Here is a 21,400-nt window from a genome sequence, read left to right as displayed (position 1 = left end):
CGACCTCAGACGTGACGGCGCGACGTGATGACGCGGAAGCGGTTGGCCACGAAGGCGGCGTCGGTGTAGGCGGAGTTGGCGGCCGGGTTGGCACCGGTGCCGTGAAAGTCCGAGAACGCCGCGGTCTGGTTGACGAAGATCTGGCCGGTCAGGTTCTCGGACAAGGCAACTCCCCCCTCGGCGGCCGCATCGCGTGCCGCATCGAGCACCGCGTCACTGGTCGAGTAGACGGCAGCCGTCATCGCGCCGTGCTCGCGCACCGTGTCGGCGAGCTGCGCGAGCGACTGCTCGGTCGAGGCCGTTCGGATGAGGAAGCCGACGGGGCCGAAGCATTCCTGCGTGTAGACGTCCTCGCGCGCGACGTCCACGGCGACCAGGCCAGGGGCGCGCACGACGGCGTCGGCCCACGTCGGGTGCGTCACGCGGCGAGAGTCGAGCACGACGCGGCCCTCGGCGTCGGCAGCGATCGAGGCGAGCGACTCGGCGTTGTCGCGCACCTGGTCGTTGACCGTGGCGCCGAGCAGCTCGACGGCCTTGGCGTCGTCACCGGTCAGCCGGCCGACGGCACCGGCGAGCCGGTCGCCGAGCTCGTCGAACGACAGGTGTCCCTCGTCGGTGTCGATGCCATCCTCGGGGACGTAGAGGTTCTGCGGGGCCGTGCACATCTGGCCGGAGTAGAGCGTGAGGCTGAAGGCGAGGTTGCCGAGCATCCCCTTGAGGTTGTCGGTCGAGTCGATGACGATCGAGTTGAGGCCGGCCTTCTCGGTGTAGACGAGCTTGCCGTGGGCGGCCCCGGACTCCTCGAGCCACGCGCCGAACGTCGGGCCGCCGGTGTAGTCGATGATCGCGACGTCGTCGCGCTCGGCGAGGGTCTTGGCCAGGCCCTGACCGTCGGCCTCGGCGGCGAGCTGCACGAGTGCGGGGTCGAAGCCGGCCTCGGCGAGCACCTCCCGCGCGACCTCGACGGAGATCGCGAGCGGCAGGACGGCGCGCGGGTGCGGCTTGACGACGACCGGGTTGCCGGTGACGAGGGAGGCGAAGATGCCGGGGTAGGCGTTCCACGTCGGGAACGTGTTGCAGCCGATGACGAGCGCCACCCCGCGCGGCACGAGCCGGTAGTCCTTCTGCATGCGCGTGGGCGCCGGGTTGCCCTCGCGGTCGCGACCGGGCTTCTCCCAGACGACGGAGGCGGGCACGCGCTCCTGCTCGACGAGGCCGGCCGCGACCGCCTCGATCGCGCGGTCCTGCGCGTGCGGGCCGCCGGCCTGGAACGACATGACGAACGGCTGCCCCGACGTGTGCATGACGGCGTTGGCGATCTCGAAGCTGCGCTTGTTGATGCGGTCGACGATCTCGACGCACACCGCGGCCCGCACCTGCGGACCTGCGTCGCGCCAGGCCGGCATCGCGGCCCGCGCGGCCGCGAGCCCGGCGTCGACGTCGAGCGCCGGGTAGGTGACCCCGAGCGTCGGACCGTAGGGCGAGACCTCGCTGCCCACGAAGGTGCCGTCTGTCGGCTGGCTCGACAGGGCGGCATACGCCCCGTCCAGGTGCGCCTCGTGCGCGCTCAGCCCGTCGGCCGCGGCGGTCTCGCCGTAGACGCGCGGGCTCGGCGACTCGGGGTAGCGCGAGTACCAGGAGCGGCTCGCCAGGGCCTGACGGATCTCGTCGAGGACTCCTGCGTGAGCGTCGAGCAAGGGGTGGGTGGGCGTCGTTGCCGGTGCAGTCACGGGTCGATGCTAGCCCCGGCCCCCACCGCTGCCGTATGCCGTCAGGCGCAGTCGCGCGGCCTCCCGCCGCCCACACGGGGCGGGTGACGCGGCAGGATGGCGGGCATGGACACGGACGTCACCGAGCCCGACCGACCACGCAGGGATCCAGCGGACGACGAGGACGAGGGGTCCCCGTTCGGCCCCGTCGGCGTCGTCGGTGCCGGTGCCATGGGGGCCGGCATCGCCCAGGTCGCCGCGACCGCCGGTCACGCAGTCACGCTCGTCGACGCCGCAGCCGGCGCTGCGGCCGCCGCGGTCGAGCGGATCGGGGCATCCCTGTCACGCCTCGTCGAAAAGGGACGGCTCTCGGCCGACGACGCGACGGCGGTGCGGAGGCGGATCACGCCGGCCGAGGCCCTCGACGAGCTGCCCCACTGCGGTCTCGTCATCGAGGCCGTGCCCGAGGACCTCGACCTCAAGCGCCGGATCTTCGCCGAGCTCGCCGATCTGCAGCCGCCGACCACGGTGCTCGCGACGAACACGTCGAGCATCGACATCGACGACATCGCCCACGAGGTCACGGACCCGGAGCGCGTGCTCGGCCTGCACTTCTTCAACCCGCCGCCCGTCATGAAGCTGGTCGAGGTGGTGCACGGTGAGCGCACCGCCCGGGCTTTCGTGGAGCACGCCGCCGCGCTGATGGCCGCGTGGGGCAAGACGCCGGTGCGGTGCAGCTCGACCCCGGGCTTCATCGTCAACCGGGTGGCGCGGCCCTTCTACGGGGAGGCGCAGCGGATCGTCGAGAGCGGCATCGCCGACGCCGCCACGGTCGACTGGATTCTGCGCGAGAAGGGTGGCTTCCCCATGGGTCCCCTCGAGCTCACCGACTTCATCGGGCAGGACGTCAACCTCGCCGTCGGCACGTCGGTCTGGGAGCAGACGGGCCGCGACGAGCGCTATGCGCCGACGGCCTTCCAGCGGAGTCTCGTCGAGGCGGGTCGGCTCGGTCGCAAGTCGGGCCGGGGCGTCTACACGTATGCCGCGGACGGCTCGGTGGACGACTCCGTCGACGGGTCCGAGCCCGACGTCGAGCTCGCCGAGCGCCTCGTCGGCGGACCGGTCGCGACGGACCCGCTGGCCCGGACGCTGGCGATGCTCGTCAACGAGGCGGTCGACCTCGTGGCCCGTGGCGAGGCCAGCGCGGACGACGTCGACACCGCGATGCGGCTCGGAACCCGCTACCCGAAGGGCCCCATCGAGTGGGGCCGCGAGATCGGCTTCGACGTCGTCGCCCGGCAGGTCGCCGAGCTCGACGACGCCTATCCCGGCGGCCGCTACCGACCGAGCCCCGCCCTTACCGACGGGAGCCTCAGGTGAGCGAGACGCCGTCGGCTCGAGGTGATGACGGGACGGTGGTGGCTGGCGGGACCAGCTCGACCGACGAGGCGGACGGGTCCGCCGAGGGCACCGGGGTCGACTTCGCCCGGCAGATGTGGGCCGACGACGAGGCCTCGCGCCGTCTCGGCATGGAGGCCGTCGTCATCGAGCAGGACCACGCCGTGGTGCGGATGGCGATCCGCGACGACATGGTCAACGGCCACGCCATCTGCCACGGCGGCTACATCTTCACCCTGGCCGACTCGTGCTTCGCGCTTGCCTGCAACTCGCGGGGGCGCCTCACGGTGGCGGCCGGGGCCGACATCTCCTTCACCGCGCCGGGCCGGCTCGGTGACGTGCTCGTCGCCGAGGGACACGTGCGTTCGGCGTTCGGGCGCAGCGGCATCACGGACGTGACGGTGAAGCGTCAGTCCGACGGCCAGGTCATCGCCGAGTTCCGCGGCCGCAGCCGCACCCTGGCGAGTCCTCGCCCCTGACCATCACCGTCGAGAGGCCACATCTGGCCCCCTCAACACCGTCGAAAGGCCACATTCGGCCTGCCATTCGTGGCCTCTCGACGGTTGAAGAGGGGCCATTCGTGGCCTCTCGACGGTTGAAGAGGGGCCGGGTGGGGGTGGGGGTGGGTCAGCGGGAGCGGCGGCTGCCGGCGCGGCTGCCGGCGGAGAACGACGCGGCGCTGCCGCCGCTGCTCGTCGAGTAGACGGTCGGGGAGCCACCGCGGCGACCCGAGCCACCCGCGCTGCCGGCGCCGCCCGAACGGCGACCACCGGTCTCGCCCTGGCTGCCCTGGCCTCCGCGACCGGCACCGGCACCACGACCGGCGCCAGCACCGCGACCACCGGAGCGGCCGGCACCCCGGGCGCCACCGCCCTGGGCGTCAGAGCCCTGGTCGCCGCGGCCACGGCCGCGTCCACCCTCGCTGGGGCGCTCGGCCGCCGGGCGACCGGAGCCGGCCCCACGTCCACCGGCCGGGGCACCGGCGGTGCCGCGGCCACGACCGCGACCACGACCGGAGCCGCCGGAGGCGGAGTTCGAGCCGGAGCCCGAGCGGGCCGGGGCGTCCTCGCGGACGAGGCCCCCGGCATACGACCGGTCGCCGGGGGCGAGCTCGGTCAGGAGCGGGTGGCCGAGCTGGACGCGCGTCGTCGTCGGCTTGATGCCGGCCTTGCGGGTCAGGTCGCGGACGTCGCGCACCTGCTCGTCGAGCATCATCGTGACGACGATGCCGTCGTTGCCGGCGCGGGCCGTGCGGCCCGAGCGGTGGAGGTACGCCTTGTGCTCGACCGGCGGGTCCGCGTGGATCACGAGCGCGACGTCGTCGACGTGGATGCCACGGGCGGCGATGTCGGTCGCGACGAGCGTCTGGGCACGGCCCGAGTGGAAGTCGTCCATGTTGCGCGTGCGGGCACCCTGGCTGAGGTTGCCGTGCAGCTCGACGGCCGGAACTCCCGAGGCGTTGAGCTGCTTGGCGAGCTTCTTGGCCCGGTGCTTGGTGCGCGTGAAGACGACCTTGCGGCCGGGGGCCGCCGTCAGGTCGAGGATGACCGGCAGGTGCGAGCCGTTGTCGACGTGGAGCACGTGGTGGCTCATCGTCGAGACCGGCGACTGGGCCGAGTCCGCCTCGTGCGTCACCGGCTGGTGCAGGAACTTGTTGACGATGACGTTGATCGCGCCGTCGAGCGTCGCGGAGAAGAGGAGGCGCTGGCCGTCGCGGGGCGTCTTCTCCATGATCCGGCGCACGCCCGGCAGGAAGCCGAGGTCGGCCATGTGGTCGGCCTCGTCGAGGATCGTGACTTCGATGCTGTCGAGGATGACGTGGCCCTGCTGCATGAGGTCCTCGAGGCGACCCGGGCAGGCGACGATGACGTCGACGCCGTTGCGGAGGCCCTGGACCTGCGGGTTCTGGCCGACGCCGCCGAAGATCGTCTGCGAGTTGAGGCCGAGCGCCTTGGCGAGCGGGGCCATCGCGGTGTCGATCTGCGTGACCAGCTCGCGGGTCGGGGCGAGGATCAGGGCGCGCGGTCGGCGGGCCAGGCGGCTCCGGCGCGACTGCGACAGTCGGGTCAGCAGCGGCAGCAGGAAGGCGTACGTCTTGCCCGAGCCGGTGCGGCCACGGCCGAGGACGTCGCGGCCCGCGAGGGAGTCGGGCAGCGTGGCGGCCTGGATGGGGGTCGGGGTGGTGATGCCGAGCCCGTCGAGGATGGTGACGAGGTCGCTGGGCACGCCGAGAGCGGCGAAGTTCGTGTCAGTGGACACAGGTGGGTACTCCAAAGAAGTGGAAGCGGTCGTTCTGCCCGGCGCGACGGCCTCAGCTGTGAGGTGTCGCGGCGCAAGAGCGAATCGACGGGGCCGGCGACACTCCGCCAGGCCAAGAAGAAGCAGCCCGAGGCAGAACTGGGCGGGCCGCTGGGACAAAGACTACCGGAGCGGGCGCCGAGGACGTTAACCGAGGCGATTCCTCGGACAACCGCGCCACCCGCTCCTACCGTCGATGGCACGACGTCGAGGACGCCGCAGGGGGCGGCACGGTTCGGGGGCGGGCCCAACCCTTGACTTCGAGATGGGGAAGCGCATGCAGCACAGCACAGGAAGAAGCAGCTCACACAAGCGATCGAGACTCGTCGCCACCGCGGCGTGCGGGCTGGCGGTGGCTCTGACCGCAGCCGCAGGGGCCCCTCAGGCCTCCGCAGCCAGCGCCAACTGGCACAAGGTCCTCTCGGACTTCCAGTTGGGACCGTTCAACCTCGCGGTCAACCAGCAGAACGTCTACGTCGCCGACGGCGCCTTCGGCACCCTCGCGAAGGTGGGTTCCAACACCCCGTTGGCGCAGGCACCCGGCCTCGCGGGCGCCGACTTCTCACCGGACGGGAAGTCGTACGCCTACGCCTGGAGCAACGATGAGCACGCCGTCGGCGGCCTCACGATCCACTCCCGGGGCGGGGCCGAGGCCTTCGGAGACTTCGTGGGCTACGAGGCCACCCACAACCCGGACTCGGTCAACACCTACGGCATCGTCGCCGGCGGAAACCCTTGCGCCGAGGCGATCCTCGGCCAGCTGACCGGCGGCCAGGCGACATACACCGGGGCCATCGACTCGCACCCGTACTCGGTCGCATGGAGCCCGTCGGGGTGGTACGTCGCCGACGCCGGCATGAACGCGGTGGTCAAGGTCGACAACGCCGGGCACGTCTCGACCGTGGCGGTGCTCCCGCCACAGCCGGTCACCCTGACGCAGGCGATGGCCGACAGCATCGCCCAGGAGTTCGGCGCCCCGCCCGGATCGTTCGACTGCCTCGCCGGGGTGACCTACGCCTTCGAGCCGGTCCCGACCGACGTCGAGGTCGACCAGCACGGGACGCTGCACGTCTCGATCCTCCCGGGCGGTCCGGAGAGCCCGGCTCTCGGTGCCCGGGGGAAGGTCTTCGCCGTCAACGCGGCCACGGGTGGGATGAGGGTGGAAGCCTCCGGCCTGCTCGGCGCCACGAACGTCGCCGTCGCATCCGACGGGACCCTCTATGCCACTGAGCTCTTCGGCGGCAAGGTCACGAAGTTCGCGAACGGCAAGCGGTCCACCGCCGTCACCCTCGACCGCCCCCTCGCCGTCGAGGTCCACGGCGCCTACCTCTACGTCGGCCAGCTCGCCGACTTCGAGACGGGCGGCCCGGGTTCGGTGCAGCGCTTCAAGCGCTGAGCGGGCCGGCCGGCATACACCATCGGGGGTGGTGCGGGGCGCTCCGGGCAGGCTGCCCGGAGCGCCCCTGTGGCCCCGCTAACGGTTCGGTCGCATCCGTGGGAACTCGCAGCGAAAGGTGGCAGGATCGGCGGAATCAGCAGGCGCGCCGTTGCGTCGGCTCTCGGACAACCTGCTTGCCCCGGAAGGACCCTTTTGATGCGTCGCCTGTCCCTCTTCACCGTCACCGGCCTCGTCGCAGCTGGCCTCGCCCTCTCTGCCTGCGGCTCGAACTCCTTGTCCACCTCGCCGGGGGCCGGCGGCACCCCAGCCGGATCCGCGAGCGCGGCAGGCGGCGGTGTCGACCAGGCTCTCGCCGCCAAGGTCCCGGCGAAGCTCAAGTCCGCCGGCAAGATCGTCGTCGGCACCGACCCGACGTACGCCCCCAACGAGATGCTCGCCTCCGACGGCAAGACCGTCGAGGGCTTCGACGTCGACGTCTTCAACGCCGTTGCGGCCAAGCTCGGCCTCAAGACGGAGTACGTCCCGGCGGGCTTCGGCACGATCATCCTCGGCGTGACGAGCGGCAAGTACGACATGGGCGTCTCGAGCTTCACCATCAACCCGGACCGCAAGAAGCAGGTCAACATGGTGAGCTACTACAAGGCCGGCACGCAGTGGGTCGTTGCCAAGGGCAACCCCGAGAAGGTCAACATCGACGACGTCTGCGGCAAGAGCGTCGGCGCCCAGAAGGGCACCGTGCAGGCCGACGACCTGGCCGCGCGGAGCAAGAAGTGCACCGATGCGGGCAAGCCGGCCATCACGCAGGTGATCCAGACCGGTCAGGACCAGGTGACCGCTGACGTCGCGAGCGGCAAGACGGTCGCGATGCTCGCCGACTCCCCCGTCGGGCTGTATGCCGTGAAGCAGACGGGCACGCTCGAGGCGCTCGGCGCCATCTACGACTCGGCCCCCTACGGCTACGTCGTGCCCAAGGACCAGACCGACTTCGCGAACCTCCTCGTCGACGCGCTCAAGGCGACCAAGGCCGACGGCAGCTACGACGCGGCCCTGAAGAAGTACTCCGTCGAGGCCGGCGGGATCGACAACTTCGCCGTCAACCCGTGACTCATCCCGCGAGCGACTCGGTGCGTGAGTCGGTGAACGCCCAGGCGGCCGGAGCCGACACGGACGACCGGCCCGGCCTCATCACGGCCAAGCCCGTCCGACACCCCGGGCGCTGGGTCGCGTTGGCGGTGATCCTCGTGGTCATCGCCATGCTCGTGAACTCGTTCCTGACCAACGAGCGGTGGAACTTCCCCAAGGCGCTCGAGATCATGCAGCAGACGCCCGTGCTCGAGGGGCTCTGGAAGGGCACCATCGTCGGGACGATCGGCTCGATGGCCATCGGCATCGTGGGCGGCATCATCATCGCGGTGCTGCGCCTCTCCCACAACCCGATCCTGCGGGGCGTCTCCTTCGTCTATACGTGGTTCTTCCGTGGCATCCCGCGCCTGGTCCTGCTCGCCATGATCGGCAGCGGCGTCGGCTTCCTCTACAACAAGATCGACTTCGGCGTGCCGTTCGGCCAGCAGCTCGCCTCGCTCATGGGCCTGTCGAGCGACTTCACCTTCTTCACCCTCAACGTCAACCAGTTCTCGAGCACCCTGCTCGCCGGAATCATCGGCCTCGGTCTCTCCGAGGCCGCCTACATGGCCGAGATCGCGCGAGCCGGCATCCTCTCGGTCGACCAGGGCCAGGGTGAGGCTGCCGCGGCGCTCGGCATGAACCGCGGGCAGGCCATGCGCCGCATCGTGCTCCCGCAGGCGATGCGCGTCATCGTGCCCCCGACGGGCAACGAGACGATCGCCATGGTCAAGGACACCTCGCTGCTCTCGGCGATCCCCGTCATCACCGAGCTCTTCTACCAGACGAGCGCGATCGGCAACCGGACGCTGCTCATCATGCCGGCGTTCGTCGCCGTCACCGCGTGGTACCTCATCGTCGGGTCGGTGCTCATGGTCGGGCAGTACTTCCTGGAGAAGCGTTTCGGCCGTGGCTTCGGCACCCCGAGCAACAAGCGGTTCGCACGCCCGGCCGGGGCAGGAGGAGCCTGATGTCCGAGAACACCACTACCACCAGCGCGTCGCAGACGCACGAGCGTTCGCGCACCGGCGAGGACCAGCTGCTCGTCCATGCCGTCAACGTGATGAAGAGCTTCCACGGCAACGAGGTGCTCAAGGGCATCGACCTCGACGTGCACCGCGGCGAGGTTGTCTGCCTGCTCGGACCGTCGGGCTCGGGCAAGACGACCTTCCTGCGCTGCATCAACCAGCTCGAGGCGATCGACGGGGGGCGCATCTGGGTCGACGGCGACCTCGTCGGCTTCCGCGAGCAGGGCGGGCACCTGCACCACCTCACCGACAAGCAGGTCGCCACCCAGCGCCGCGACATCGGCATGGTCTTCCAGCGCTTCAACCTCTTCCCCCACATGACGGCGCTCCAGAACGTGATGGAAGCGCCGATCCAGGTCCGGGGGGTCGACAAGAAGAAGGCGAAGGCCCGCGCGCTCGAGCTCCTCGAGCAGGTCGGTCTCGCGGACAAGCCGGACTCCTACCCGGCGCAGCTGTCCGGTGGCCAGCAGCAGCGCGTCGCCATCGCTCGCGCCCTCGCGATGGACCCCAAGCTGATGCTCTTCGACGAACCGACCTCGGCCCTCGACCCCGAGCTCGTCGGCGAGGTGCTCCTCGTCATGCGTGAGCTGGCCAAGCAGGGCATGACGATGATCGTGGTGACGCACGAGATGGGCTTCGCGCGTGATGTCGCTGACCACGTCGTCTTCATGGACGGCGGGGTCGTCGTCGAGGAGGGCAAGCCCAAGGACGTGATCCGCAACCCGCAGCACGAGCGGACCAAGACGTTCCTCGCGCGGATGCGCACCGAGGACGAGGAGGAGACGTCCGACGCCCAGGAGGCGTGAAACCGCAACACACCGAGCACCTGCCAACGCCCCACGGCTGCAACCGTGGGGCGTTGGCGTCTGCTCGGTGTGTTGCGGGGAAGGTGGGCACAATGGGGACCATGACGACGGAGTCAGCCGACACCCGCCCTGCCGAGCACGCGGCGCTGCCCGACCACGAGATCCCGACGATGTCGGTCGACGAGCTGCGGGGCACCCAGCTCGAGCGGCTCCGCCAGACGGTGCGGACGGCATACGACAACGTCCCGCACTATCGGGCGGCCTTCGAGGCCAAGGGTTTTCATCCCGATGAGTGGCAGTCGCTCGACGACGTCGCCCGCATGCCGTTCACGACCAAGGCGGACCTGCGCGCCAACTACCCGTTCGGGATGTTCGCGGTCCCGCGGGAACAGGTCGTACGCGTGCACGCCAGCTCCGGGACCACCGGACGTCCCACCGTGGTGGGCTACACGAAGGCGGACATCGACACGTGGGCCGACCTCATGGCCCGGTCGATCCGCCTCGCCGGCGGCCATCCGGGCGACATCGTCCACGTCGCCTACGGCTACGGCCTGTTCACCGGCGGTCTCGGCGCGCACTACGGCGTCGAGCGCCTCGGTGCGACCGTCGTGCCCGTCAGCGGGGGCATGACCGAGCGGCAGGTCCAGCTCATCCAGGACTTCAGGCCGCGGGTCATCATGGTGACGCCGAGCTACTTCCTCAGCCTGCTCGACCAGATGGAGAGCGAGGGCATCGACCCCGCCGCGACGAGCCTGCAGGTGGGGATCTTCGGCGCCGAGCCGTGGACCGAGGCCATGCGCCAGGAGATCGAGCGCCGCACCGGCATGGACGCCGTCGACATCTACGGCCTCTCGGAGGTGATGGGTCCCGGTGTCGCGCAGGAGGCGGCGACGACCAAGGACGGCCTGCACATCTGGGAGGACCACTTCTTCCCCGAGGTCATCGACCCGATCACCGAGGAGGTCCTGCCGGACGGGGAGGTCGGTGAGCTCGTCTTCACCTCGCTCACGAAGCAGGCGATGCCCGTGATCCGCTACCGGACCAGGGATCTCACGCGCCTGCTGCCCGGCACCGCGGTCCCGTCGATGCGCCGCATGGAGAAGATCACGGGGCGCACCGACGACATGATGATCATCCGGGGCGTCAACGTCTTCCCGACGCAGATCGAGGAGCACGTGCTCGCCGAGCCACGGCTCTCGCCGTACTTCCAGTGCGTGCTGACCCAGCCCGGTCGGATGGTCGAGCTGACGGTCCTCGTCGAGCCGCTCACGCGTCTGGATGCCGGCGCCGCCGACGAGATCGCGCGAACCCTCCAGCACGCGATCAAGACGCACATCGGCACGACCTGCCGCGTCGAGGTGCGCGACCCCGGCTCGATCGAGCGCTCCATCGGCAAGGCCCGTCGCATCGTCGACGAGCGCGGCACGGGCTGACGCGAACCGTCGCGGAGTGCTTGACTCGGACCATCGGGGGCCTGCGGACCGAGTGAGGGATGAGCATGGGCACGATGGCTCGACGCATGTGGCGGGCGGGGAACGCGGCCGCCACCTGGATCTACCGGCGCACCGGCGGACGGATCGGCGGCAGGGCACGCGGCGGTAGCCCCGTGCTGCTGCTCACGGCTCCCGGTCGCAGCTCGGGGCAGCCGCACACGGTTCCGGTCGCGTACATCGAGCGCGGTGGCGCCTACTACCTCGCCGCGACCGCCGGCGGGCAGCCGAAGGAGCCGCAGTGGATCCGCAACCTGCGCGCGACCGACACGGCCACCATCCAGGTGGGCAGCCGGCAGATGCCGGTCGCCGTCGAGGTGCTGCAGGGCGCTGCCCGGGAGGCGGGTTGGCACGACTTCGTCACCACCTACCCGAACTTCGCCCCCTACGAGCAGAAGGCCGGCCGCCGGATCGCCATCGCGAGGGTGACCCCGACACGGTGAGACGGCCCCGTAGGGTGTCCGGATGCCGGAGGTCCTGCCGATGCCCGACGCCACGCCGCCGACCGGCGGGCCGGTGCTGGCGCCGTATCCCGTGCCGACCCCGGAGGGTGCCCGTCCGCTCGGCACTGCACCCTTCCTCGACGTCGGCGAGCCGGTCATGTGGCGCTACCGGGACCACGGCTGGCGCCCGGGCCGCCCGGAGACCGCCACCCCGATGCGGGTGGTGCGCGACGACGAGCGTGGCCTGGTCGCGTGGCTCGCGCCCGGCACGGTGCAGCTGACGAAGAGGTATGCCGACGGCTCAGACCTGCGCTCCGTGCCCCTGGGTGAGCGGTTCCTCCGCGACGCCCAGCGTGTGCAGGCTCGGACGCGATGGCGCGGAGCCGGGATCCTGCGGATCGCGCCGGCGGAGGTCCCGTGGTCGGTGTGGCTCTTCTGGGACGTCCCGGACGGCCTCGACCCCGCCGACCCGGCCGTCCACGACCGCTGGGAGTTCGGCGGCTGGTACGTCAACCTCGAGACCGTCCACCGTCGGGCCGGGCACGACACCTTCACCGGCGACCACGTGCTCGACCTGTGGATCGAGGCGGACGGCACCGTCAAGGTCAAGGACGCCGACGAGCTGGAGGCCGCGGTCGAGCAGGGTCGGGGGACGGCCGAGGAGGCCGAGGCCATCCGGCACAACGGCGAGCACGGGCGGGCATCCTTCGAGCGGCGCGACTGGCCCTTCGACGAGGAGTGGACGCAGTGGCGGCCCGACCCGTCGTGGACGGCGCCCGGACTGCCTCACGACGAGCGCTGGGACATCGACCTCGTCGACTGACGGATCAACCGCGGAGATCTGACGTCGCCGGGCCAGCCCCGACCCAGCACGAACGGCACACGGGCCGGCTAGGTGACCTGCGACAGGACGACCCAGCCGACCGAGACCTGGCTGGTGGCCTCAGCGACCATGAGCTCGCCCGACGAGGCCGGCAGCCGGTCGACGTCGAGCGTCACCTCGTTGCCGTCGCACGGCACCGTGACGGCGGCGACCGGCGGACCGGGAACGGGCTGGGACGGCTCCCCCTCGACCGCTCCTCCGCCTCCCGGACCGAGGACCTCGACGACGAGCCTTCCTCCGGTCGTCGTCGGGAGGCACCGGCCGCTCAGCCGGTACTTCTGCCCCTTCCGCGTCAGGGCCCTGGTCTCCTTCGAGCCGTCCCAGAAGATGCCGTCGGCGTTGCGGACCACGATGCGCGACAGCTCGCCCTTGGCCCGCTTCGGCGGGTCCAGGCGGTCGGCAGTGACGGTTCCCCCGCCTTCGGGCAGCGTCGTCATGCTGGGTCCGTCGACGGTCGGCGGCGCGGGCCGGCTCGTGTCGCTCGTGTCGCTCGTGCAGGCGCCGGCCGCACCGACGAGGACCGACGCCGCGGCCCAGGCAGCGAGCGCCGCGCGGGCCCTGCGCCGGAGGACCGGCATCACGACCCCGCCGTGCACAGCGGCGTCCGTCGCCCGTCGCGCAGTCCGAGCACGGACCGGGTCGGTGAGTGCAGCGCATGGTCGGTGAGCATCGGTGCCCCTCGTGAGTCCGCCGCCCCCTGTAGACGGCGGGTGCACGGTATCGCGCCGGGATGCCCGGCGCCCGGTCAGAGGTGATTGCGCGGCGATTCGGTGGGGAGACGGTGGGGAGCGACTGGCGTATCAGTGGCGCGGCGCGGGCCTCTGACTCGTTGGGAGCGGTCACCGCTCCGACCCGCCCCTCCACCTCCAGGAGCACGTCATGATGATCCCCCCGCACGCCGCACGGCTCGCCGGAGCCTGGTCCGAGCAGACGACTCGCCGAGCCCCCGACGTCGCCCAGGTCCGCCGCGACCGGGCACGCCGCATCTCCGTCGCGCGAGTCCTCCACCCGCTGCACCGGCCTCAACCAGCGGCCGGCTCGGCGCGCGTCGGGGCCCAGAACCCGCTGACCGCGAAGCCAGCCCGGCCCGCCTGACGCCGGACGGCATGCGACCCGTCAGCTGGGCGCCCGCAGGGCCGCCCTGACGATGTCGACCGCCGCGGCCGCGTCGAGCCCCGCGTCCCGTGCGGCGGCCGCGAACTTCGCCGCGAGCGCCATGACGGCGACGTCGGCCGTGTGCTCGCCGGACGCGACCACGGTGCCGGCCCGCCGGCGCGTCTCGACGAGGCCGGCGCCCTCGAGCTCCTTGAAGGCGCGGGCCACCGTGTTGGCGGCTAGGCCGAGGTCGGCGGCGAGCGCCCGCACCGTGGGCAGGCGGTCCCCCGGCAGCAGCCGGCCCGTCGCGATGAGGCCCGCCAGCTGGGCCCGCACCTGCTCGAACGGAGGCTCGGCCGCCTCGAGGTCTATGGCGATGCGCAGGTCGTCGGTCATCGGGACCTCAGACCCTCAGGCGAGACCGGCGAGCCCGGCGAGACCCGCGAGACCGGCGAGACCGGCGACGCAGCAGGCTGCTTCGGCCGGCGCGACCGGGGCACGGCGGGCGCGTCCCACAGCAGGGAGAAGAGCGCCACGGCAAGGGCGACGACCCCGAGGGCCGTCAGCGCGAAGGCGACGTTCTGCGTCCAGTCCCCCGGGGCGACAGGCGCGGCGGGCATCCCCGCGACCTCGACGGCGCCGCGCAGTCGCTGGGTCACGTCGTTGAGCGAGGGCCCGATCGTCAGGCAGAGCCCGGCAGCGGTCACGAGCGCGCCCGCGGCCGACCATCGCAGCACCCGGACGCGCGCCCCGAGGCGCAGCGCCCGGTCGAGCTCCGGGTCGTCGACGAACGCCGGACGGGAGTCGACCGCGCCCAGCGCCAGCCAGGTCACGGCGGCGAGGAGGGCGAGCCCGCCGAGCGTCCCGAGCGTGTAGGCCCGACCCGGGTACGAGCTCGTCGTCGTCACGACGACGCCCTCCCACGCGCGCAGGCCCGACCGGCCGTCAGGACCCGAGGTCACCCAGCCGACGACGAGGCCGACGGCGCAGAGCACCAGGCCCGCGACGTAGTGGCGCGTCAACCGCACTGACTCGGTGCCGCGGCGGATGCCCAGCGATGCCTCGCGGCGAGAGCCGGGCCACGGCACGCGGGGCGCCCACCGCTCGAACAGGGCCGCGACGACGATGCCGGCGACGGCCGCGAGCGCCGGCACGGCCGGGTGGGCGGTGGCTCCTTCGCCCGACGACGACGCGTCGACCCGGTCGACGCCGCCCTGCGCGACGGCATACGCCAGCAGCGCCCCGACCACGGAGCCGAGCGTGGCCCGGCGACGGGCACGGGACGCGAAGGCATCGAGCCGTCCGGCGCCGACCCACCGCGCCAGGTTGACGACCACCGCGAGCAGCACCACCGGCCCGAGGAACCACGTGATCACCCGAGCATCCATGCCGATCTCCTTCACCCCGTCTTTGTCGCAATCATTCAATCCATTGATACAAAGAGCGTCAAGGGGGGCGGCGGGAGTGAGCGGCGTCACGCGCAAGGCTGGACATCGTGGCCGTCGCCCGGGATCCCACCGGCTAGCATCTACTACGTCATGTAGTTCTGGTGCGACCCTCGCGGAGCCCCCATGGATGCAACGGACCTGGCACGGTGGCAGTTCGCCATCACCACCGTGTACCACTTCCTCTTCGTGCCGATCACGATCGGCATGTCCCTCATCGTCGCCGTCTTCCACACCGCCTGGGTACGCACCCGCAACCCGGAGTGGATGAGGCTGGCCAAGTTCTTCGGCAAGCTCTTCCTCATCAACTTCGCGCTCGGGCTCGTCACCGGCATCGTGCAGGAGTTCCAGTTCGGGATGAACTGGAGCGACTACTCGCGCTTCGTCGGTGACATCTTCGGCGCCCCGCTGGCCATCGAGGCGCTGCTCGCGTTCTTCCTCGAGTCGACCTTCCTCGGGCTGTGGATCTTCGGCTGGGGCAGGCTCCCGGAGAAGCTGCACGCCGCGACGATGTGGCTCGTGCACATCGGCACCGTGCTCTCGGCGTACTTCATCCTCGCCGCCAACTCCTTCATGCAGCACCCGGTCGGCTACACGTACAACAGGGCCAGTGGTCGCGCCGAGCTCACCGACTTCTTCGCCGTGCTCACCAACAAGGTCCAGCTCGTCACCTTCCCGCACGTCGTCCTGTCGGCCTACATGGCCGGCGCCGGCGTCGTCATGGGTGTGGGGCTGTGGCTGATGCGCCGCGAGGCCAAGCGCGCCGCCGACGACGCGCAGGACGTCGCCGGCACCGACGCCCCGATGTATCGCCGGGCCACGCGCATCGGCGCGGTCTTCGCCCTCGTCGCGGCCGTCGGCGTCATCGTCTCGGGCGACGTGCAGGGCAAGATCATGACCGAGGTGCAGCCGATGAAGATGGCCGCGGCCGAGGCGCTCTACGACTCGGTGCCCGCCGGGCAGGGGGCGCCCTTCTCGGTGCTGACGGTCGGCTCGCTCGACGGGTCGCACGCTAACGCCCTGATCGAGGTCCCCGGCCTGCTCAGCTTCCTCGCGACCGGCGACTTCAAGGGCGCCGTCAGGGGCATCAACGACCTCAAGGCCGAGTACGCCCAGACCTACGGCGCGAGCGGCAACCCGCGCGTCGCCGATGTCGCGACCGCGTTCGTCCCCAACATCCCGACCACCTACTGGTCGTTCCGTCTCATGATCGGCCTCGGCATGGCGACGGTGGCCATCGCGCTCGCCGTCCTCTGGCTGACCCGCAAGGGGCGCACCCCGACGTCGAGGTGGCTGGCGTATGCCGCCGTGGCCGCTCCGCTCCTTCCCGTCTTCGCCAACAGCTTCGGCTGGATCTTCACCGAGGTCGGCCGGCAGCCCTGGCTGGTCTTCGGCCTGATGACGACGGCCAACGGCGTCTCGCCGAGCGTGTCGATGGGGGAGGTCATCACCTCGATGGTCGTCTTCACCCTCCTCTACGGCGCGCTCGCCGTCGTCGAGATCAAGCTCTTCCTGCACTACGTCCGCAAGGGGGCCGAGCCCTTCGAGGAGCCGCAGGACCCCGCCGACCGGGACGAGGACGCACCCCTCGTCTTCGCCTACTGAGAAGGGCTGAGCTGCAATGGATCTCGCCACCTTCTGGTTCATCGTCCTCGGCGTTCTCTGGACGGGCTACCTCGTCCTCGAGGGCTTCGACTTCGGTGTCGGCATGCTGCTACCGGTGCTTGGCGGCAGGCGCTACGCCGCCGACGCCGCCGACGCGGAGAAGCGCCGTCGCGTCCTGCTCAACACGATCGGCCCCGTCTGGGACGGCAACGAGGTGTGGGTCCTCACGGCCGGCGGCGCGACGTTCGCCGCGTTCCCGCACTGGTACGCAACGCTGTTCAGCGGTTTCTACCTGCCGCTCCTGCTCATCCTCGTGGCTCTCATCGTGCGCAACCTCGGCTTCGAGTACCGCCACAAGCGGCCCGAGGCGCGGTGGAAGGCGCGGTGGGACCAGGCGATCTTCTGGGGCTCGCTCGTCCCAGCGCTCCTCTGGGGCGTCGCGCTGACGAACATCGTGCGCGGCGTTCCGATCGACGCGAACAAGGAGTACACCGGCAACCTCTTCACGCTGCTCAACCCGGCCGGCCTGCTCGGTGGGCTCGTCTTCGTGGCGCTCTTCCTCACGCACGGCGCGATCTTCGTGGCCCTCAAGACCGACGGGAAGATCCGCCTCGAGGCACGTCAGATCGCCGAGCGCGTCGGCGTCGTGGCTGCGGTGCTCGCCGTGGCGCTGCTCCTCTGGATCGGCCTCACCGACGGCAAGCTCGCCTCGTGGGTCACCACCGTCGTCGCCGCCGTCGCCCTCCTCGGCGGCCTCGCAGCCAACCGGGCCGGGCGCGAGGGCTGGGCCTTCATCGGCACGGCCGTCACGATCGCCATGGCCGTCGCGACCTACTTCCTCGTGCTCTTCCCCAACGTCATGCCGAGCACGACCAACCCGGCCTGGAGCCTGACGGTCGACAACGCGTCGAGCACCGACTACACCCTCAAGGTCATGACGATCGTCGCGCTGATCTTCACGCCGATCGTCCTGATCTACCAGGGATGGACGTACTGGGTCTTCCGGAAGCGCCTGACCGTCAAGCACATTCCTGAGGACGCCCCGCTCGAGAAGGTGACGCACTGAGCCGAGCGCCCCGCCCGATCGACTGTCCGCCCCACGACCCCTTGAAGAGAGCACGGACTCGGTGAAGCCCTTCGACCCACGCCTCCTCCGGGCGGTCCCCGCCGCCCGGAGGCCCGTCCTCGTCCTCGCCGCCACCGGCATCGCGAGCGGCGTCGCGACGATCGCCACGGCCTTCTCGCTGTCGGCGGTCGTCGTCGCGGTCGTCGACGGCACCGACCTCGCCACTCCCCTGGCCTGGCTGCTCGGCCTCTTCGCGGTGCGCGCGGTGCTCGCGGCAGTCACGGAATGGGTGGCGGCGTGGGCCGGCGTCTCCGTGTCGTCGGCGCTGCGTGCTGCGTTGCTGCGCCGCTGGGGCACCGTCGACGCGGACGCGCGCCTGGATGCCGGGGCTGCGGTGTCGCTCGCGACCGCGGGCACCGCGGCCGTGGAGCCGTATGCCGCCCGCTTCCTCCCGACGCTGGTCACGGCTGCCGTCGTGCCGGCCCTCGCCATCGCCACTCTCGTCGTCGTCGACTGGCCGAGCGCGCTCGTCGTCGTGCTGACACTGCCGCTGCTGCCCGTCTTCGCCGCCCTCATCGGCAAGGCCACGGCCGAGTCGACGGGACGCCGGTGGGCCGCCCTCGCCGCCCTCTCGGGTCACTTCCTCGACGTCGTCCGAGGGCTGCCGACGCTCGTCACCTACGGCCGGGCGCGCCGTCAGGTCACCACGGTCCGTGAGGTGAGCGAGCGGCACCGGCGGGCCACGATGGAGACGCTGCGCATCGCGTTCCTCTCCTCGGCCGCGCTCGAGCTGCTCGCCACGATCTCCGTCGCGATCGTCGCCGTGACGGTGGGCCTGCGGCTCTCGACCGGGTCGATGGCCCTGGGTCCCGCTCTCGTCGCGATCCTGCTCGCGCCCGAGGCCTACTGGCCCGTCCGTCGGGTGGGCGCGGAGTACCACGCGGCCGCGGACGGCGCCGTCGCGCTCGACGCGATCCTCGCCCAGCTCGAGCCGACGCCCGCCGCACCCGGTCCCACCGCGACGACGGGTGTCCGTGCCGGGGAGGTGCGACTCACCGGCGTGACGTTCGCGTATGCCGGGTCGCCCGTCCCCGTCATCCGTGACCTCGACCTCGTGGCCGCGCCCGGGCTCACCGTGGTGACCGGCCCCTCGGGAGTCGGCAAGTCGACGCTGCTCGACCTGGTCGCCGGACTCCGTCGGCCGGCTTCCGGCACCGTCGAGGCACCCGCGTCGCACTACGTCACGCAGCGGCCGTTCCTCACGACCGGGTCGGTGCGCTCGGCCCTGACGATCGGCCACCCGGCCACCGACGACCAGCTGTGGGAGGCCCTGCGGGCGATCGAGGTGGACGGGGTCGTCGCGGCCCTGCCCGGCGGGCTGTCCGCCGACCTCGGCGACGACGGCTTCGGGCTCTCGGCCGGCCAGCGCCAGCGTCTCGCGCTGGCCCGGGCCTGGCTCGCGCCGGAGACGCTGCTGCTCCTCGACGAGCCGACCGCGCACCTCGACCCGGACGGCGCCGAGCACGTCGCGGCCCTCGTGGCCGAGCTCGCCGAGCGCCGCGTCGTCATCGCCGTGACGCACCGCGACGAGCTGCTCGCCCACGCCGACCACCACGTCGCCCTCGCCGCACCGGCACCCGCACCCACGTCCGCAGCCTCACCCGTTCGCGACGGCGCCCGGCTCGAGGTGATCCCGCACGCCGGGACCCTCTCGCGACCACCTCGAACCGCGGGAGAGGAAGGCGACCGATGAGCACCCCCGCACCCGAGACCCCCCGGGTCTCGGTGATCCCGGAGCCGGCGTCACTGCCGCCATCACCCCGAACCGCGAGGCCGTCGCGGAGGGTCTGGTGGCCCTCTGCCGGCACGGTCCGCGGTGGCCTGCTCGGCGGCATCGCGACCGCCTCGGGCATGGCCCTGACCGCCACCTCCGGCTGGCTCATCGTCCGCGCCTCCGAGCGCCCCGTCATCCTCACCCTGCTCACCGCGATCGTCGTCGTCCGCGCGTTCGGCATGGCACGGCCGGTCTTCCGCTACTGGGAGCGGCTCACGAGCCACGACGCCGCCCTCGCTCTGCTCGCCGAGCGCCGGACGTCCGCCTACGAGGCCCTCATCCCGCTGACGCCGGCCCGGCTCGGGCGCCGCCGACGGTCAGACGTGCTCACCGGGGTCGTCGACGACCTCACCGACGTCGTCGACGCCCAGGTGCGGGTCACCGTCCCCGTCATCTCGACGGCCGTCGCCGGCGGCATCGTCATCGCCCTGACCATGGTCATCGCCCTGCCCGTCGGGCTCGTCATGCTCGGCCTCGGCGTCGTGGTGTGCCTCATCAGCGGACTGGCCGTTCGGCTCGAGTCCCGTTCCCTCCCAGAGCTGCTCGCCGCCCGTGCCGACGTGACACGCGTCAGCGAGCTGGTCGCGAGCCAGTCCAGCGAGCTGCGCGCCGTCGGTGGCTGGGCGACCGCGATCGGGTGGCTCGACGACGCCCACGGCTCCCTCGACCGGGTCACCCGGCGCATCAGTGCCGGTCGAGCGTCCGCGGCCTCCCTCTTCCTCGTCGCGGTGGGCGCCGCCGTCGCCGTCACCGCGGTCATCGCCCAGGACCTCCCCGTCTCGGCCCCGGTCAAGGCCCTCCTCGTCCTCACGCCGGTCGCGGTCTCGGAGGCGATCACGCCCCTCGTCGACGCCATGCGAGCCCTGGCCCGGGCCCGCGGCAGCGAGCACCGCATCGACGCCCTGCTCGACCTCGAGCCGGCCGTCGCCGACGTCCCGGGCCACGCGCACGACGCCACCGGACCCACCCGACCCGGGCACACGGCATACGCCAGCAGCGACGTCGAAACGCGACGCCTCACGGCCTCGTGGACGGGAGCGCGGGCCGACCTCACCCCCACTGACCTCGACGTGCCGGCCGGGAGCCGCATCGCGATCACCGGTCCCAACGGCAGCGGCAAGTCGACGCTGCTCGCCGTGCTCGCCCGCCACCTCGACCCGTCCGGCGGCACCTACCGGCTCGGCGGCAGCGATGCGCCCAGCCAGCCGCTCGAGCAGACACGAGCCCGGATCGCCGTCGTCGACGACGAGACCCACGTCTTCGGCACGACGCTGCGGGGCAACCTCGCCCTCGCCGGCCCCGACGCGGACGACGCCGCCATGGAGAGCGCCCTGCGCGCCGCCGGGCTCGGCCCGCTCGTCGAGACCCTGCCCGACGGTCTCGACACGACGCTCGGCTCCACCGGACGTGGGCTCTCCGGCGGCGAGCGCGCCCGGCTCGGCATCGCCCGGGCCCACGTGAGCGGGCGCCCGATCGTGCTGCTCGACGAACCCGTCGCGCACCTCGACCCGCCGACCGCCCGGGCGGTCGTCGAGGACCTGACGCGACGCACGGCCGCACCGGGTACGAACCAGGGGACGGGCACCGACCTGCCCGGTCAGACGATCATCATGGTGACCCACCGCGACGACGGCGCCGAGCTCTTCGACCGCGTCGTCGCGGTGCGGCGCCGACCATCGGGGACGATGTCACCCAGCACCGCACACCACCAGGCGGACCCGGACGCCCAGCCGGCCGACCGCACGCACGAACCCGACCCCCCACGTCGGTAGATTGGAA

The 21,400-nt window shown here is 71.8% G+C and carries 19 protein-coding genes; 14 read left to right on the top strand and 5 right to left on the bottom strand.

Annotation, left to right across the window (positions count from 1 at the left end):
• Positions 1 to 5: 5 nt before the first annotated feature.
• Positions 6 to 1,730, bottom strand: coding sequence for a phenylacetic acid degradation protein PaaN (paaN, locus tag ABD831_RS11480; RefSeq protein ID WP_344946141.1), 1,725 nt, complete (start codon positions 1,728 to 1,730; stop codon positions 6 to 8).
• 105 nt (positions 1,731 to 1,835) lie between these two features.
• On the opposite strand from paaN, the gene ABD831_RS11475 reads away from it, so the two are divergent.
• Together ABD831_RS11475 and paaI are read left to right on the top strand one after the other, a co-directional pair.
• A complete protein-coding gene (locus ABD831_RS11475) occupies positions 1,836 to 3,089 on the top strand; it encodes a 3-hydroxyacyl-CoA dehydrogenase NAD-binding domain-containing protein (RefSeq protein WP_344946138.1) in 1,254 nt (417 codons plus the stop codon).
• A gap of 38 nt (positions 3,090 to 3,127) precedes the next feature.
• Positions 3,128 to 3,586: a hydroxyphenylacetyl-CoA thioesterase PaaI gene (paaI, locus tag ABD831_RS11470; RefSeq protein WP_344946135.1), complete on the top strand. Its 459-nt coding sequence runs from the start codon at positions 3,128 to 3,130 to the stop codon at positions 3,584 to 3,586.
• A gap of 148 nt (positions 3,587 to 3,734) precedes the next feature.
• Here paaI and ABD831_RS11465 read toward each other — a convergent pair whose 3' ends face one another.
• Positions 3,735 to 5,366 carry a DEAD/DEAH box helicase gene (locus ABD831_RS11465; protein WP_344946132.1) on the bottom strand — a complete coding sequence of 544 codons (1,632 nt, stop codon included), beginning with the start codon at positions 5,364 to 5,366 and terminating at the stop codon, positions 3,735 to 3,737.
• Between the two features lie 391 nt (positions 5,367 to 5,757).
• Here ABD831_RS11465 and ABD831_RS11460 point away from each other — a divergent pair, with 391 nt between their 5' ends.
• The 7 genes from ABD831_RS11460 to ABD831_RS11430 all read left to right on the top strand — a co-directional run bounded on the left by ABD831_RS11460 (position 5,758) and on the right by ABD831_RS11430 (position 12,516).
• The gene (locus tag ABD831_RS11460) at positions 5,758 to 6,801 is read left to right on the top strand and encodes a ScyD/ScyE family protein (RefSeq protein WP_344946129.1); all 1,044 of its coding nucleotides are present in this window, start codon (positions 5,758 to 5,760) and stop codon (positions 6,799 to 6,801) included.
• Between the two features lie 198 nt (positions 6,802 to 6,999).
• Positions 7,000 to 7,908 (top strand): ABC transporter substrate-binding protein, encoded by a 909-nt coding sequence (locus tag ABD831_RS11455; RefSeq protein WP_344946127.1) that lies wholly within the window; start codon positions 7,000 to 7,002, stop codon positions 7,906 to 7,908.
• Positions 7,905 to 8,897: an amino acid ABC transporter permease gene (locus ABD831_RS11450; RefSeq protein ID WP_344946125.1), complete on the top strand. Its 993-nt coding sequence runs from the start codon at positions 7,905 to 7,907 to the stop codon at positions 8,895 to 8,897. The genes ABD831_RS11455 and ABD831_RS11450 overlap by 4 nt, the downstream gene beginning before the upstream one ends.
• The gene (locus ABD831_RS11445; protein WP_425582814.1) at positions 8,897 to 9,760 is read left to right on the top strand and encodes an amino acid ABC transporter ATP-binding protein; all 864 of its coding nucleotides are present in this window, start codon (positions 8,897 to 8,899) and stop codon (positions 9,758 to 9,760) included. Before ABD831_RS11450 ends, ABD831_RS11445 begins: the two co-directional genes overlap by 1 nt.
• A gap of 101 nt (positions 9,761 to 9,861) precedes the next feature.
• On the top strand, positions 9,862 to 11,193 hold the full coding sequence (gene paaK, locus ABD831_RS11440; RefSeq protein ID WP_344946122.1) for a phenylacetate--CoA ligase PaaK: 1,332 nt from the start codon (positions 9,862 to 9,864) through the stop codon (positions 11,191 to 11,193).
• A 74-nt stretch (positions 11,194 to 11,267) separates the two neighbouring features.
• Positions 11,268 to 11,693: a nitroreductase/quinone reductase family protein gene (locus ABD831_RS11435; protein ID WP_344946119.1), complete on the top strand. Its 426-nt coding sequence runs from the start codon at positions 11,268 to 11,270 to the stop codon at positions 11,691 to 11,693.
• Between the two features lie 22 nt (positions 11,694 to 11,715).
• On the top strand, positions 11,716 to 12,516 hold the full coding sequence (locus tag ABD831_RS11430; protein WP_344946116.1) for a DUF402 domain-containing protein: 801 nt from the start codon (positions 11,716 to 11,718) through the stop codon (positions 12,514 to 12,516).
• A gap of 68 nt (positions 12,517 to 12,584) precedes the next feature.
• Here the strand turns inward: ABD831_RS11430 and ABD831_RS11425 are convergent, their stop codons facing one another.
• Positions 12,585 to 13,157, bottom strand: a complete 573-nt coding sequence (locus tag ABD831_RS11425) for a hypothetical protein (protein WP_344946113.1) — start codon at positions 13,155 to 13,157, stop codon at positions 12,585 to 12,587.
• Between the two features lie 298 nt (positions 13,158 to 13,455).
• Between ABD831_RS11425 and ABD831_RS11420 the strand changes: the two genes are divergently transcribed.
• Complete coding sequence (locus ABD831_RS11420) at positions 13,456 to 13,671, top strand: hypothetical protein (protein ID WP_344946110.1); 216 nt, start codon at positions 13,456 to 13,458, stop codon at positions 13,669 to 13,671.
• A 21-nt stretch (positions 13,672 to 13,692) separates the two neighbouring features.
• Here ABD831_RS11420 and ABD831_RS11415 read toward each other — a convergent pair whose 3' ends face one another.
• Positions 13,693 to 14,067 (bottom strand): GntR family transcriptional regulator, encoded by a 375-nt coding sequence (locus tag ABD831_RS11415; protein ID WP_344946107.1) that lies wholly within the window; start codon positions 14,065 to 14,067, stop codon positions 13,693 to 13,695.
• Positions 14,064 to 15,059 carry a hypothetical protein gene (locus tag ABD831_RS11410; RefSeq protein ID WP_344946104.1) on the bottom strand — a complete coding sequence of 332 codons (996 nt, stop codon included), beginning with the start codon at positions 15,057 to 15,059 and terminating at the stop codon, positions 14,064 to 14,066. The genes ABD831_RS11415 and ABD831_RS11410 overlap by 4 nt, the downstream gene beginning before the upstream one ends.
• A 183-nt stretch (positions 15,060 to 15,242) precedes the next feature.
• Here ABD831_RS11410 and ABD831_RS11405 point away from each other — a divergent pair, with 183 nt between their 5' ends.
• The 4 genes from ABD831_RS11405 to cydC all read left to right on the top strand — a co-directional run bounded on the left by ABD831_RS11405 (position 15,243) and on the right by cydC (position 21,393).
• Positions 15,243 to 16,721, top strand: a complete 1,479-nt coding sequence (locus tag ABD831_RS11405) for a cytochrome ubiquinol oxidase subunit I (protein ID WP_344946101.1) — start codon at positions 15,243 to 15,245, stop codon at positions 16,719 to 16,721.
• Between the two features lie 16 nt (positions 16,722 to 16,737).
• Positions 16,738 to 17,787 (top strand): cytochrome d ubiquinol oxidase subunit II, encoded by a 1,050-nt coding sequence (gene cydB, locus ABD831_RS11400; RefSeq protein ID WP_344946098.1) that lies wholly within the window; start codon positions 16,738 to 16,740, stop codon positions 17,785 to 17,787.
• Positions 17,788 to 17,848: 61 nt separating this feature from the next.
• Entirely contained in the window at positions 17,849 to 19,540 is a 1,692-nt protein-coding gene (cydD, locus tag ABD831_RS11395; protein WP_344946095.1) for a thiol reductant ABC exporter subunit CydD, read from the top strand.
• Positions 19,537 to 21,393 carry a thiol reductant ABC exporter subunit CydC gene (cydC, locus tag ABD831_RS11390; RefSeq protein ID WP_344946092.1) on the top strand — a complete coding sequence of 619 codons (1,857 nt, stop codon included), beginning with the start codon at positions 19,537 to 19,539 and terminating at the stop codon, positions 21,391 to 21,393. The genes cydD and cydC overlap by 4 nt, the downstream gene beginning before the upstream one ends.
• The last annotated feature ends 7 nt before the right edge of the window (positions 21,394 to 21,400 follow it).

The organism is Terrabacter ginsenosidimutans, assembly GCF_039539425.1.
Classification (GTDB): Bacteria; Actinomycetota; Actinomycetes; order Actinomycetales; family Dermatophilaceae; genus Terrabacter; species Terrabacter ginsenosidimutans.
Note: the sequence above shows the minus strand (reverse complement) of the source record. Positions and strands in the feature narration are given on the sequence as shown.

Excerpts from the sequence above, each read along its gene's own strand:
- ABD831_RS11435 (WP_344946119.1), top strand. The coding sequence starts at position 11,268 with ATGGCTCGACGCATGTGGCGGGCGGGGAACGCGGCCGCCACCTGGATC.
- ABD831_RS11445 (WP_425582814.1), top strand. The coding sequence starts at position 8,897 with ATGTCCGAGAACACCACTACCACCAGCGCGTCGCAGACGCACGAGCGT.
- ABD831_RS11415 (WP_344946107.1), bottom strand. The coding sequence starts at position 14,067 with ATGACCGACGACCTGCGCATCGCCATAGACCTCGAGGCGGCCGAGCCT.
- cydC (WP_344946092.1), top strand. The coding sequence starts at position 19,537 with ATGAGCACCCCCGCACCCGAGACCCCCCGGGTCTCGGTGATCCCGGAG.
- ABD831_RS11430 (WP_344946116.1), top strand. The coding sequence starts at position 11,716 with ATGCCGGAGGTCCTGCCGATGCCCGACGCCACGCCGCCGACCGGCGGG.
- paaK (WP_344946122.1), top strand. The coding sequence starts at position 9,862 with ATGACGACGGAGTCAGCCGACACCCGCCCTGCCGAGCACGCGGCGCTG.
- cydB (WP_344946098.1), top strand. The coding sequence starts at position 16,738 with ATGGATCTCGCCACCTTCTGGTTCATCGTCCTCGGCGTTCTCTGGACG.
- ABD831_RS11410 (WP_344946104.1), bottom strand. The coding sequence starts at position 15,059 with ATGGATGCTCGGGTGATCACGTGGTTCCTCGGGCCGGTGGTGCTGCTC.
- ABD831_RS11420 (WP_344946110.1), top strand. The coding sequence starts at position 13,456 with ATGATGATCCCCCCGCACGCCGCACGGCTCGCCGGAGCCTGGTCCGAG.
- ABD831_RS11405 (WP_344946101.1), top strand. The coding sequence starts at position 15,243 with ATGGATGCAACGGACCTGGCACGGTGGCAGTTCGCCATCACCACCGTG.
- ABD831_RS11455 (WP_344946127.1), top strand. The coding sequence starts at position 7,000 with ATGCGTCGCCTGTCCCTCTTCACCGTCACCGGCCTCGTCGCAGCTGGC.
- ABD831_RS11475 (WP_344946138.1), top strand. The coding sequence starts at position 1,836 with ATGGACACGGACGTCACCGAGCCCGACCGACCACGCAGGGATCCAGCG.